Here is a 13686-nt window from a genome sequence, read left to right on the forward strand (position 1 = left end):
GACGCTTTTTCCTTTACATTTTTTCCGGCGCCGAAACCCCGATTATAGCTAATGCATTCTTTAAAGTAATTTGGACGGATTTGACCAGTCCTAGACGTGCCTTACTTCTTTCCATCTTTTCAACATCCAAAACCTTATCGGCATTGTAAAAACTGTGGAATGTAGAAGCCAAGTCGAATATATAATTCGTCATGCGGTGAGGCATACGTTTTTCGGCAGCTTCCGCTATTGCCTGCGGGAACTCACCTAATTTCTTCAGAAGCTCCACTTCTTTTTCAGTAGAAAGGGCCGAGAAATCAGTGACCCCTTCATAGCTGATCCCTTGTTCCACACCTTGGCGTAAAATGCTGGAAATACGGGCGTGAGCATATTGCGCATAATAAACCGGATTATCATTGGATTGTGATACCGCAAGATCCAAATCGAAGTCCATATGAGTATCCGCACTTCTCATTGCAAAGAAATAACGTGTTGCATCCAGACCCACTTCATCAATAAGATCACGCATCGTGACGGCTTTACCGGTACGCTTACTCATCTTCATTTTCTCGCCGTCTTTATAAAGGTGAACAAGCTGGATGATTTCTACTTCAAGCTGCTCGCGTTTGTACCCTAATGCTTCGATCGCTGCTTTCATACGCGGTATATAGCCGTGGTGGTCCGCACCCCAGATATTGATCAACGTTTCAAAGCCGCGCTCCAGTTTATTACGGTGATAGGCAATATCCGGTGTCAGATATGTGTAGGACCCATCCTGTTTAATAAGCACGCGGTCTTTATCATCGCCTAATTCTGTAGAGCGGAACCATGTAGCCCCATCTTCCTCGTAGACATGGCCTCTTTCCCTCAACACTTTGAGTGCTTCATCAATCTTACCGTCTTGATATAGGGAAGTTTCGGAGTACCATACATCAAATCCGACACGGAAATTCCCCAAGTCTGTTTTCAGTTTTTCCATTTCATATTTCAAGCCGTACTCTCGGAAAAATTCAAAACGCTCTTTTTCATCTGCATTTACATATTTATCCCCATATTCACTGGCAAGCGTTTTACCGATGCCAATGATATCTTCGCCATGATAACCACCCTCAGGCATATCCTTTTCGAGGCCAAGTGCTTGGAAATAACGTGCTTCGATGGAAAAGGCCAAATTATTGATTTGGTTTCCTGCATCATTGATGTAATATTCACGTGAAACATCATAACCTGCTTTAGACAGGATATTACATAACGTATCACCCACTGCTGCACCGCGGGCATGGCCGAGATGGAGATCACCGGTCGGATTCGCTGAAACGAACTCCACTTGGATTTTTTCGCCTTTTCCAAAGTCACTTTCCCCATATGCTCCATCCACTTTCAAAATGACTGGAATCAATTCTGTCAAATAAGAATTATTCATGTAGAAATTTATGAATCCTGGACCAGCAATTTCAATTTTTTCGATGGATGCTTTTGAATTGTCAAAGTTTTCGATGATTGCTTCCGCTATCATTTTTGGTGCTTTCTTTGCAATCTTCGTTAATTGCATGGCCATATTCGTGGAATAATCTCCGTGTGTTTTATCTCTTGGAAGTTCCAATACAACGTTTGGAATCTGCTCTTCCGTTGCTAAACCAGCTTTAATGACTGCCGCTTTAATTTCTTCTTTCAGTTTTTCCTGTACCTCTTTTACTATATTCATGTGCTATGCTTCCTCCTTATAGGAAATCGTCATCTCATATTGACCGGGTTCGCTTCCCTGCATATGTAACGTATATTTAAGGACAAGTTTCCCTTGTTTGGACTGCTCATCCCATTGATGATGAATTTTTTTCGCGGTCGTCCGTAACCCTAACCTGCCGTATATACTTTCATAATGTCCATTTGTCGCTTCCTGCAAGCGGAAAAGCTGCCTCATTTTAATGGCACCATTTCTAAGCAGGATCGTTTCATCCGTTTTGTGCTTGATGGTCGTTTGTGTTTGACCGGCTTCATTTTCCTCTTTATATTGCAAATATAAGTCTGAACCTTTATACATTTTTGTACCAAAAGTGACCAGCTCATACGTTTCCGTTTCTGAGCCGTGCTTGATTTTTGTTTGTAAAGTCACTTTAATAGTATGCTTATCTATATCATGAAGAGTCAAAGCTACACTTCCTTCATCATGTCGTTCTTAACTTTATAAGTATAAATATTCTTCAAGGAAGTTTCAACTTGGAGCGGGAAAATAAAGTGTAAATCCAATAAAGTGAGGATAAACCTGCGAAATCATATTGTAGCAATTCATTTGATTTTAACGCAAGAATGACTCATTGGGGTGGAATTATAAAAAAAGAGTCCATCAGGTGTAAAATTCTTTTCCGGATTGGATGAAAAAAAGACCATCCCCGCTAAAAAACAGGAACAGTCAAGTCTTCCATCCATTAACCTTTTTGTACCCAACCTAAAAGCATTTCGCGAATCAGCTTGCTCGCCGTGTTCGCCGTTTGCTCGGATGGATCATAAATCGGTGCCACTTCAACTAAATCGCAGCCGACTACATTAATTTCAGAACGGGCTATCTCATGAATCGAAGCTAAAAGCTCTTTTGAAGTGATGCCCCCACAATCTACGGTGCCTGTTCCTGGCGCATGTGCAGGATCTAGAACATCGATGTCGATTGTCACATATACAGGACGACCTGCCAACTGCGGCAGTACTTCTTTCAGAGGTTCAAGAACTTCAAATTTAGAGATGTGCATGCCGTTTTCTTTTGCCCATTGGAATTCTTCCTTCAAACCGGAACGAATGCCGAAAGAGTATACATTTTTCGGACCGATAAGTTCCGCAGATTTACGGATGATGGACGCATGGGAAAGCGGCTCGCCCTCATAGTCCTCACGTAAGTCTGTATGGGCATCCATATGGATGATGGCCATATCGGGATACTTTTTGTACATGGCTTTAATGACAGGCCATGTGACAAGGTGTTCCCCTCCCATCCCCATTGGGAACTTACCTGCATCCAACACGCTGTCGACAAATTTTTCAATCATATCGATGCTGCGCTGCGGATTACCGAATGGTAATGGAATATCCCCTGCATCAAAGAATTTAACTTCCTCTAATTCACGATCTAAATACGGGCTGTACTCTTCCAAACCAATCGAAACTTCACGAATCCGGGTAGGGCCAAAGCGAGAGCCCGGACGGAAACTTACCGTCCAGTCCATCGGCATACCGTATAGCACAGCTTCAGATTCCTCAAAAACGGGATGGCTTTTAATGAATACATTGCCTGAATAGGCTTCATCGAATTTCATTGTCATGCCCCCCTTATTTCACTAAGTCTTGAACGAATTTAGGCAGGACGAAAGCTGCTTTATGAAGTTCTTTTGTATAATATTTCGTTTCGATTTCATGGAAACGGTCTTCTGTCACTTCTAATGGATTATATTTTTTTGATCCGATGGTGAACGCCCAAAGGCCGCTTGGATACGTCGGGATATTCGCTAAATAAAGGCTAGTGATTGGGAATATTTCTTTCACATCACGTTGTACATCACGAATTAAGTCTGCCTTAAACCAAGGATTATCTGATTGTGCCACAAAAATCCCATCTTCTTTCAAAGCTTTGGAAATCCCGGCATAAAAACCTTTAGTGAATAAATTGACAGCAGGTCCAACAGGTTCAGTCGAGTCGACCATGATCACGTCATATTCATTTTCACTTTTGGCGATGTGCATGAAGCCATCCCCCACTTGTACGTCTACACGCGGATCTTCAAGCATGCCTGCTATTTCAGGCAAGAATATCTTTGAGTATTCGATAACTTTCCCATCGATATCAACCAATGTAGCTTTTTTTACGCTTGGGTGTTTAAGGATTTCACGGATAACTCCTCCGTCCCCTCCTCCTACAACCAAAACGTTTTCTGGATTAGGATGAGTAAATAAAGGAACATGGGCTACCATCTCATGGTAAACGAATTCATCGCGCTGTGAAGTCATTACCATGTCATCCAACAATAGCATATTGCCCCACTCTTCCGTTTCAATCATATCCAGCTTTTGAAACTCAGTTTGCTCCGTATGTAAAGTACGATTCACTTTCATCGTAATACCAAAATTCTCTGTTTGTTTTTCAGTAAACCAAATGCTCATTTATTAACGCTCCTTTTCCATTTCATATTGTCAGTCACCTAATAGGTTCCCCAAAATCGTTATAGTCATTAGCTAGAAAAATTATAGACGAATCTAGCAGAATTGCAAGATAAATTTCATAAATGCAGTTCTTATGTTTAAAAATTTCTTTTTTTTCCATAATAGTAATAGATAATAGATTCTTTTCTGATAAGAGAGGTGAAAGCAATGGAATTGATTCCAAGCGAACGATTCAAAAGGACAACTAAATATGTACGGGCCTTCATTATCCTTGCCACAATCGGGCTCACGATACTCTTTGTATTGCTTCTCTCTTTACTGATTTATGCAAAAATATTAGGTCCGCCTCCTTTGGTCGTGCCGCAGTCCACTCTTTACTATAGTGATAATGGAAATGTGATCGGCGAAACCGATAATGGCCAGAAACGTTATTGGGCCGGGCTGGGTTCGATTTCACCACAGCTCATCAAAGCGACTGTCGCTGTTGAGGACCGTCAATTTTACACTCATAATGGATTTGATATAAAACGGATCGGCGGTGCCATCCTTGCGGATATTAAGGCAATGTCCAAAGTCCAGGGCGCAAGCACCATTACCCAGCAGTATGCCAGGAACCTGTTTCTTGGTCATGACAAAACGTGGTCGCGTAAATTTAATGAAGCCTTTTATACGGTACGTTTAGAAATGAATTACTCAAAAAAGGATATTCTAGAAGGTTATTTAAATACGATTTACTATGGCCATGGTGCATATGGGGCCCAAGCTGCAAGTCAATATTACTTTGGCAAGGATGCCAAGGATTTGACCCTTCCTGAAGCGAGCATGCTGGCAGGAATACCAAAAGGGCCGTCAAATTATTCTCCATTGGATAATTTTGAAAAAGCGAAATCAAGGCAGAGAGTTGTCCTTCAAGCCATGAAAAACAAAAACTACATTTCAGAACAAAATATCGCAGAAGCGTTGCGAACATCCCTTGCATTAAAGGGTGAGCACGGAACGGTTACAAATAAAACCGCTCCCTATTTCCAGGATGCAGTCAAGCAGGCTTTAAAATCACAGCTTCATTTAGATGACCGGATGATCGAGCTGGGCGGGCTTAAGGTCTATACAACACTGGATGAAACCCAGCAGGATGCTGCCGAAAAAGTTCTCTCCAATATCATACCCAAGTCTTCAGGGATCCAAGCCTCGATAGTGGCAATGGATCCGGACACCGGGGAGGTCCGTGCACTGGTCGGCGGTAAAGATTACGCGGAGTCGCCATTCAACCGAGCTACGCAGGCCGTTCGCCAGCCCGGTTCCACCATTAAGCCATTGCTATACTATTCAGCGCTGGAGAACGGTTTCACACCGTCTACCACCTTAAAAAGCGAGACCACTACATTTTCTTTCGATGATGGTCACTCATCTTACACACCGCATAATTACAACCATCAATATGCGGAAGGCGAAATCACGATGGCCCAGGCCATAGCTCTTTCCGATAATATCTTCGCCGTAAAAACGCACTTGTTCCTTGGGGAACAGACATTGGTCGATACGGCGCATCGTTTCGGCATCACGGCGAAAATGGATGCAGTTCCGTCCTTGGCACTCGGTACGTCAGGTGTAAGGGCGATTGAAATGGTGAACGCATACAGCATTCTGGCTAACGGTGGCAAGAAAGTTGAACCCGTGTTTATCAAAAAGGTTGAAAATCAAAAAGGTGAAGTGATTTTTGATGAAAATAAGAAACCAGAACAGATTTTGGATGAGGATAAGGCATTTGTCATGACTCAAATGCTTACAGGGGTTTTCGATGAAACCTTAAATGGCTATACGAAAGTGACTGGCAGCACCATCAACTCCCAGCTGACCCGCCCATATGCCGGCAAATCAGGTTCCACCCCGACGGATAGTTGGATGATCGGTTACACACCGGAGCTTGTAGCTGGAGTATGGACTGGGTATGATCAAGGGAAAAAGATCGAGATCCCCGCTGAAAAAAGCTATGCTAAGAAAATCTGGGCTTCCTATATGGAAAAGGGCCTACAGGGGAAACCGGCAAAATCGTTTAAGGAAACGAAAAACGTAATCGGGGTAAACGTGAATCCCGCAAGCGGAAAATTGGCAACAAAGGATTGTCCTGTCTCAAGACTGACTTATTATGTTAAAGGAACTGAACCTGTCGAATACTGTGCCGAGCACTTTAAGGGTAAGGGTCCGAAACATGCCCCAAAAGAAGGAGAGCAAAAAAAGTCCCCGTGGTATAAAAAAGTCTTAAAACCATGGGGATAACGAAAAACCCCGAAGCCGGTAGCGGCTTCGGGGTTTTTCTGTCCTAGTTCCACAGTGTCTAAACTGCTGTCTTTAAGTTTACTGATTTTATCCGTTTCCTACAAGTGCATTTTTCACTAAACTTAACATTTCATCCATTAAATCAAATTCAAACCGTCAATGACTCCTTGAGCTTTGCTGAAGAGCGCTCCCACATTCCTGCATCATGGTTTTTCAGGAAGTCTGCAAGTATACGTTTTGATTTATCGTCCATGTCCTCGACGATGATATGCCGTTTAAGCGATTTATCCATCCGGTTAACATGCTCCGGAAGGGATTTGTAACCGCGTCTAATTGACCGGTCGACCATCATTTCACACGCTGTCACACCTGCATAGTGCGGACCATTTTGAGTGGCTTCAATGGTCACCCAAACAAGCCAGTAAGGTTTGGCATTCGGGACCTCCTCTTTAGTCTTTAAAAACTTGATCCCTTTTTCCACTGCACTCCTTGCATGCATCGCGCCGATATCGACCTCGGCTTCACCTGCATCCACATCGATGATGACCGGAGAGATATTATCGAGCGTCAAAACCCCTGCTCCATATCCGCCATGACCTTCTGTAGGGTCGTTTTTTATAATATTGAAGCCTACCTTTTTCTTTGGTTGTTCTTCCATGTTTGTATCCCCCTTTATCGTTTGTCATTCCATATAATTTAAAAAAGCAAAAGTGTAAAGAACTGATTCAAGGCGCCGCCTACCAATGGCACAACATTGTTCAAAATCGGGCTAATTGTATAACGGCTTAGCGGTGTGATGATCAGAATCAAAAAAATCAGGGAGCCATATTGTTCATACTGGGTCATTTTTGCCCGCAAATCAGCTGAAACAAGATCCTGTACGATCCTATAACCATCGAGCGGCGGCAGCGGTATCAGATTAAATACAAACAAAAGGATATTTAAGTTGATGAGCATCTCGAAGAATGGCTGAATGAAAAACGGTAAATCAGGTCCAACGCCTGCCGCCAGTAATCCGTAAAAAATTAAATACCCTAAAATTGCAACAAGCAAATTACTGAACGGGCCGGCAAAAGAGACGAGCACTCCTGCCAATTTTGGATTCTTGAAATGAAAACGATTAACCGGTACAGGCCTAGCCCAACCAAATCCAGCTATTAATATCAACAATGTTCCGATCGGATCCAAATGAGAAATCGGATTCAATGTGACTCTTCCTTCATTTTTAGCTGTCGGATCACCGAACTTATAGGCTACATAAGCATGTGAAAATTCATGAACCGTAAAGGCGATTAACAGTGACACAATGACATATGGAAGGTCTTCCAACCTATAAGCTAAAAATCTTTCTATTTGGTCCAATAGCTTCTCCCCCAATATTTATTACCGTTAGTATACATCAAAAGAGCAAGAAGTGAAAAAACTCTGACTTCCACATCTTGCAATTACTTTTCCATTGTGAAACACTACAAGATAAGAGAGGAAGGGGGGAATGAGAGATGCCATATGTAACAGTCAAAATGCTTGAAGGCCGTACAGACGAACAAAAAAAGGCTTTAGTTGAAAAGGTGACGGCAGCCGTTACGGAAACAACTGGAGCACCAGCTGAAGCCGTGACGATTTTCATTGAAGAAATGTCAAAAAATCATTTAGCAGTAGCCGGTGTCCGTAAAAGCGATCAATAAGATTTACATAATGGTAAAAGCTAAGCCATCAATTCGGCTTAGCTTTTGTTTTTAACTGCTCAATATATTCATATGCCTCATCAATTTCTTCAAGCGTATATTTTTGTTTGCTTTTCAGCGTGAAAATTTTCTCGGTGACTTCCTCTTTTTCTAGCGTGTCAAAGTATAACACCGTAGAAACCAGCTCCAAAAACCGGGCATTCTGTTCGTTCATATCGAGTAAGCATGCCTCAAGTGCCGGCATCTCCACTTCCTGTATGGATAGGAAATCCTGGCCGGCATCCGTTATCGAATAACAATATTGATAATAGCCTGCTTTTTTTTCCCTTACTTCATTCAAATAACCCATTTCGCAGAGCTCTTCAATCCGTAAGGTCAACTCCTCCGAATACGGTCCATAAAAGTGAAACTGAAACTTTTCATGAAATGGGAAGGACAGCTTCTTCGCGATATAAACGATTTTTTGTAATTTTTTCCGACCCGAGATTTCACCGGCAGTAGAAATTGCATTGATAATGTTTGCATGATCCTTAAACAAGGCTCGTCACTCCTCACCAAAAATGTACCACTTTAATCCGATAGCTCCAAAAGCTTACGAATTTGTTTTTTTATATTTTTCTTCGTAGATTCATCACGCAATAAATCTGCTGGATAGTACAACTTATGATCCGTTCTTCTTTTCCCTGAAATTGCATCGACAATTTCGGATTCACGTGATAATTCACGAATTTCGCCATTATTTTTCAGCAAGTGAATCGGCAGCCTCTCCTCTTCCTCACCTGGCCGGTAAAAATCATACGGCAGATCTGATGAAGAATCGACGACAAGATAATAATCCGGATCGATGCCTGCCTTCTTGAAAAGCGTCCTTAATTCCATCAACCTGTTCATCTGACTGTTCGATGGATGGAATTCCACATATTTAAATAGTTTACGGTTAACGAAGCGAGTGCATAAATCTTTTAAAATCGCATCGTTTTCCTCTTCCCATGCTTCGAAATAATAGAGCATCACCGCTTCATCCATTTTCAAATAGTCCGTTAAAGTCACTTCTCCCTTGAACAATGAATAAAAATGGTTCGGTTCTTGGGCAAACTCATAACCGGATTCATATAAATGTTTCGCTCTATGTAGGATCTTGGTAAGTATGACCTCCGCACTTCTCGTAACTGGATGGAAATAAACCTGCCAATACATTTGGTAGCGACTCATGATATAATCCTCAACCGCATGCATCCCGCTTTGTTTGATGACGGCATGTTCTTCCCTTGGCCTCATTACACGCAAAAGCCTTTCCATATCGAAATGTCCATAACTCACGCCAGTGAAGTAGGCATCACGCTGTAAATAATCCATTCTATCAGCATCGATCTGACTTGAAATCAGGCTGACTACTAATTTGCCTTTATAGGTTTTCGCAATGACTTCTGCCACTTTTTTAGGAAAATCACGCCCAACTCTAAGGAGGATCTTATTCACTTCCGTATCGCCGAGGATTATCTGCTGCGTGAATTGCTCATGATCCAGGTCAAACACCTTTTCAAAAGAATGAGAGAAAGGACCATGACCTAAATCATGCAGAAGGGCTGCGCACAAAGATAGTAACCGTTCCTCAGGTTTCCATTCCGGTCTTCCCTCAAAAACATCATCCACGATTCTCCGAACAATCTCATATACTCCAAGCGAATGGCTAAGCCGGCTATGTTCCGCACCATGAAAGGTTAAATAAGTCGTTCCCAGCTGTTTGATCCTTCGAAGCCGCTGGAATTCCTTCGTCCCTATTAAATCCCATATAACCCGGTCACGAACATGTATATATCGGTGCACAGGGTCCTTGAATACTTTTTCTTCTTGTAATTTTTCGGCGGAATATTCCATGAACTACCCTCTTTTTCATAATCTCGATGCACACATTATAGCGTGTTTTGACAAAAAAACCTAACTTCCACCTTGCTAGTAAGAGGGGTCATTTTGTAAGAAAACGGAAGTTTCAGTCTGGTTTTGTTTCGAAAATAAGGAAATAAAAAATCACCGCAGTGTGTTGAATCTGGGTGATGATTACTTGTTCCATTTATCAAAAGCAAATAATCCACTCTACCTATATATCATGGATCCTACTTTAGTTTTTTATTGATTTTATCTAGTAACTCGTCTTCTGTCGGTGCAGCAACTGGACGGTTATTGACAAAGGCAAAAGACTTCTTTCTGCCAGGACCGCAATAGGATTGACAGCCCACTTCGATTTTCGCGTCGGGATCAAGCTTTTCAAGACGGGGGATTAATGTTTTAATGTTTACCGCCAAGCAGTCATCGCACACTCTGAATTCATTGGACATCCTCCGGTCACCATCCTTTCCATGACAAACTATGTTTCATTCCATTTATATAACTAAAGGGTATTTTACCGTTTCTACTTATGAATATCAAGAGGGCTGGATGATGTGAAAAAGAAGGGGCCGCCGCTAGCAAATGATGTAATTCATCAAAAAACTAGTATCCTTTTAACCTTTTTGTATAAAAAATCCAGATTTTGTCCAAAATGCTAGTAGAGCACTCCATTAATCCTGCTACACGAAATTTTATATAGTTGTTTATTTTAAAAGTTACCAGAAAGGGAGTATGTAGAAATGAAGGTTCGTCAAGATGCCTGGACAGAAGAAGATGATTTGCTTTTGGCAGAAACGGTATTGCGCCATGTGCGGGAAGGCAGCACTCAGCTGAATGCTTTTGAAGAGGTAGGGGATAAGTTGAATCGCACCTCTGCCGCATGCGGATTCCGCTGGAATGCTGTTGTCCGCCATAATTATGACAAAGCGCTATCCCTTGCCAAGAAACAGCGTAAGCAGCGGCAAAGGATTCTTGGAAAAGATCAAGGAGGGAAAAAACGGCTTCTTTATACTCCGCCGTCCCCTACGATTTCTGACATAATGGTTCCTCATGAACAAGAAGTGGAACTAGAGTTGGAATCCGAAGTCGATACTACCAATTATGAAGCAGCAGAAGAATTCGTTGTGGCTGAAGCACTCCCCCCTAAACCACAGCACACTCCTGTGGCATTGGAAAAGGCCATGAACCTTGATACCGTCATCGCCTATTTGGAATCTATGAACGGCCGTATGCTTCAAGCCGAAGTATTAAAAACCGAAAATGAAAGATTGAAGCTTGAAATCAAAGGGCTGAAAAAGCGAAACGAAGATTTGGAGAATAAAATCAGCCACCTTGAACAAAACAGCGGCTTGATGCAGGAAGATTATGAAACTTTGATGAATATCATGAATCGGGCAAGAAAGCTGGTCTTGTTAGAGGAAGAGGAACGTCCGGCAACTAAGTTCAAGATGGACCGGAATGGCAATTTGGAAAAAATGGCTGAGTAATAAGATAATGTGGGGTTCAGTTACATAGATCAACCACATGCTAATGGCCGAATCACCAAAGTTCATCCGAAAGAAGGAGCCTAAACAAGGCTCTTTTTTTCATGGTTCCAAGAAAAAGGAATAAAATCGTCTAAAAACGCTCGTTGATTATATCTCTGCTACCTATCATACATTCCCCTTCACAGTTTCAGTGAATGCTAAAGTCGTATTAAATGCAAAAAGCCGTTCCTGACTTACTGGAACGGCTTTTTGCAAATCAATCATTTAATGAATCGAATACCTTATCGTTGCGTTCTACCACTCTTTTCAAATATGCCTCATACAACGGCCATTCTTCAACAGAAAGAGTGTCAGAGAATATCCTTCCGCTATGTGCCTTCAATACATGAAGGAATCTGAGCATCACGTCCTGAACGCTCAATTGCACCCCCAACAATTCTGAAAGGGACGCCATAACCGAAGGGTCGATATCAGGATAGGCGAATTTCGTTTCTGAATTTCCTTTAGCTGCATCATAAAAACCCTTCACGAGACTTGCACGTTCAGCCCCGCTTCCATTGACACATAAATAGATTTGAACAGCTACGCCATTGCGAATCCTGCGTTGGGATATACCGGCAAACTTTTGCCCATTTATACTTAAATCATAACTTCCAGGACAATATGAGCCGACGATTTCCCTTGCCTCCATATTTACTTGGAAATCGGAAAACATCAATTGGACAAGCTCCCACATTGCATCATATCCACGATTGATTTCAATTTTCTGATCGTTTTCAGGAAAGATGAGCGAAAAGTTAAGGACCCCTTCATCCAACACGACTGCCAGCCCCCCAGAATTCCGTACGATGGCCTGATAATCCTGCTCTTCTAAATGTTCCAAACCCTTTTTAAGAAAAGGCAGCTTCGTATCCTGTATACCCATTACGATGGTTTGATGGTGTACCCACGCTCTGGCCACTGCCGCTGATTTACCTGAACCTACGGAAGTGCAAAATGTATCATCCATCGCAAAGGACTCCAGAGCAGGAAACTGAGGTCCAACGGAAGATTGATCAATAACCCGCCACTCTTGCTGCATTAATAATGAATCTGTTTCACTCATATGAATCTCCCTCTACATTTAATCCTCATGCTGCCTATTGATACTGCGCCACAAACCCTTGTACCGCTGTAATGACAGCCAGTTTATATACATCCTCTTCACTGCATCCCCTCGAAAGGTCATTTACAGGACGGTTCAGCCCCTGAAGGATCGGACCGACCGCTTCGAAGCCACCCAAGCGCTGTACCATCTTATAGCTAATATTCCCTGCTTCGAGACTTGGGAAAATAAAAACATTCGCATCCCCCTGAATAAGAGAATCCGGTGCTTTCTTTCTTGCTACCGAAGGAACGAATGCCGCGTCAAACTGAAATTCCCCATCCAGAATGATTTGAGCATCCATTTCTTTTGCTAATTCGACAGCATCTGCGACTTTTAGGGTCTCGGGGGATATTGCCGACCCTTTCGTAGAAAAGCTCAGCATCGCCACACGCGGTTCGATATCGAACATTAGTGCAGTCTTCGCACTTTCTATAGCAATTTCAGCCAGGTCCTGAGAATTAGGGTTTATATTAATCGCACAATCCGCGAACACATATTTTTCTTCGTTCCGGACCATGATGAATACGCCCGATGTTTTATTGACGCCTGGCTTTGTTTTGATGATCCTTAGGGCAGGACGTACCGTATCGGCAGTCGAATGCGTTGCACCACTCACCATTCCATGTGCCAGTTTCATTTGGACGAGCATGGTTCCAAAATAGTTCTCATCCTTTAAGATTTCCCGTGCTTGTACATCAGTAGCTTTACCGTCACGGACCTTCACGAACGCTTCAACCATTTCATCCATCATGATATAATTCTTCGGATCATATATTTCGATTGCATCAAGGGAGATTTTTAAATCTTTCGCCTTCTCTTGAATCAACCCGATATCCCCGATCAATACTGGTGTCACTAGTTTCGCTTTGGCAAGCCTGCCTGCCGCTCCCAAAATCCGTTCATCCAATCCTTCTGGAAAAACGATCTTTAAATTATGCCCCATAACCTTCGATTCCAATATTTCAAATAAATCACTCACTGGCTCATCCTCCTATTCAGATACGTTTCCCCTGTTTTCCCTATATTTAACCATTCGGTAAACTTCTAGTCGTCTTCTTTTAAGAATACTCTAGCAGCC

The 13686-nt window shown here is 42.4% G+C and carries 14 protein-coding genes; 3 read left to right on the forward strand and 11 right to left on the reverse strand.

The features are described from left to right. Window positions 1-13 precede the first annotated feature (13 nt). From argS to speE, 4 genes are all read right to left on the reverse strand, one after another. Complete coding sequence (gene argS, locus ACFX4X_RS07330) at window positions 14-1684, reverse strand: arginine--tRNA ligase (RefSeq protein ID WP_284469178.1); 1671 nt, start codon at window positions 1682-1684, stop codon at window positions 14-16. 3 nt (window positions 1685-1687) lie between these two features. Next, window positions 1688-2128 carry a YwiB family protein gene (locus ACFX4X_RS07335; protein WP_061465763.1) on the reverse strand — a complete coding sequence of 147 codons (441 nt, stop codon included), beginning with the start codon at window positions 2126-2128 and terminating at the stop codon, window positions 1688-1690. Window positions 2129-2405: 277 nt separating this feature from the next. Continuing rightward, window positions 2406-3284: an agmatinase gene (gene speB, locus ACFX4X_RS07340; RefSeq protein ID WP_061465765.1), complete on the reverse strand. Its 879-nt coding sequence runs from the start codon at window positions 3282-3284 to the stop codon at window positions 2406-2408. A gap of 13 nt (window positions 3285-3297) precedes the next feature. Continuing rightward, the gene (gene speE, locus ACFX4X_RS07345) at window positions 3298-4125 is read right to left on the reverse strand and encodes a spermidine synthase (protein ID WP_061465766.1); all 828 of its coding nucleotides are present in this window, start codon (window positions 4123-4125) and stop codon (window positions 3298-3300) included. A 207-nt stretch (window positions 4126-4332) separates the two neighbouring features. Here speE and ACFX4X_RS07350 point away from each other — a divergent pair, with 207 nt between their 5' ends. Next, window positions 4333-6402 (forward strand): transglycosylase domain-containing protein, encoded by a 2070-nt coding sequence (locus ACFX4X_RS07350; RefSeq protein WP_284469176.1) that lies wholly within the window; start codon window positions 4333-4335, stop codon window positions 6400-6402. A gap of 148 nt (window positions 6403-6550) precedes the next feature. Here the strand turns inward: ACFX4X_RS07350 and ACFX4X_RS07355 are convergent, their stop codons facing one another. Together ACFX4X_RS07355 and ACFX4X_RS07360 are read right to left on the reverse strand one after the other, a co-directional pair. After that, the gene (locus tag ACFX4X_RS07355; RefSeq protein ID WP_089362042.1) at window positions 6551-7060 is read right to left on the reverse strand and encodes a YwhD family protein; all 510 of its coding nucleotides are present in this window, start codon (window positions 7058-7060) and stop codon (window positions 6551-6553) included. Window positions 7061-7098: 38 nt separating this feature from the next. Beyond that, window positions 7099-7755: a site-2 protease family protein gene (locus tag ACFX4X_RS07360; protein WP_089362111.1), complete on the reverse strand. Its 657-nt coding sequence runs from the start codon at window positions 7753-7755 to the stop codon at window positions 7099-7101. Between the two features lie 146 nt (window positions 7756-7901). On the opposite strand from ACFX4X_RS07360, the gene ACFX4X_RS07365 reads away from it, so the two are divergent. Then, window positions 7902-8087, forward strand: a complete 186-nt coding sequence (locus ACFX4X_RS07365) for a 2-hydroxymuconate tautomerase (protein WP_061465772.1) — start codon at window positions 7902-7904, stop codon at window positions 8085-8087. A 28-nt stretch (window positions 8088-8115) separates the two neighbouring features. Here the strand turns inward: ACFX4X_RS07365 and ACFX4X_RS07370 are convergent, their stop codons facing one another. From ACFX4X_RS07370 to ACFX4X_RS07380, 3 genes are all read right to left on the reverse strand, one after another. Next, window positions 8116-8625, reverse strand: coding sequence for a YwgA family protein (locus ACFX4X_RS07370; protein ID WP_076368383.1), 510 nt, complete (start codon window positions 8623-8625; stop codon window positions 8116-8118). A 32-nt stretch (window positions 8626-8657) separates the two neighbouring features. Beyond that, window positions 8658-9965: an HD domain-containing protein gene (locus tag ACFX4X_RS07375; RefSeq protein WP_061465776.1), complete on the reverse strand. Its 1308-nt coding sequence runs from the start codon at window positions 9963-9965 to the stop codon at window positions 8658-8660. A 236-nt stretch (window positions 9966-10201) separates the two neighbouring features. After that, window positions 10202-10423 carry a YuzB family protein gene (locus ACFX4X_RS07380; protein ID WP_048683566.1) on the reverse strand — a complete coding sequence of 74 codons (222 nt, stop codon included), beginning with the start codon at window positions 10421-10423 and terminating at the stop codon, window positions 10202-10204. A gap of 291 nt (window positions 10424-10714) precedes the next feature. Between ACFX4X_RS07380 and ACFX4X_RS07385 the strand changes: the two genes are divergently transcribed. Then, the gene (locus ACFX4X_RS07385; RefSeq protein ID WP_284469173.1) at window positions 10715-11461 is read left to right on the forward strand and encodes an RsfA family transcriptional regulator; all 747 of its coding nucleotides are present in this window, start codon (window positions 10715-10717) and stop codon (window positions 11459-11461) included. Window positions 11462-11717: 256 nt separating this feature from the next. Here the strand turns inward: ACFX4X_RS07385 and lipL are convergent, their stop codons facing one another. Together lipL and pta are read right to left on the reverse strand one after the other, a co-directional pair. After that, window positions 11718-12566 (reverse strand): octanoyl-[GcvH]:protein N-octanoyltransferase, encoded by an 849-nt coding sequence (lipL, locus tag ACFX4X_RS07390; RefSeq protein WP_284469172.1) that lies wholly within the window; start codon window positions 12564-12566, stop codon window positions 11718-11720. Window positions 12567-12600: 34 nt separating this feature from the next. Next, window positions 12601-13587 carry a phosphate acetyltransferase gene (gene pta / locus ACFX4X_RS07395; protein ID WP_061466318.1) on the reverse strand — a complete coding sequence of 329 codons (987 nt, stop codon included), beginning with the start codon at window positions 13585-13587 and terminating at the stop codon, window positions 12601-12603. Window positions 13588-13686 lie beyond the last annotated feature (99 nt).

The organism is Peribacillus sp. YIM B13481, assembly GCF_042787985.1.
In the GTDB taxonomy this organism is placed as follows: domain Bacteria; phylum Bacillota; class Bacilli; order Bacillales; family DSM-1321; genus Peribacillus; species Peribacillus simplex_A.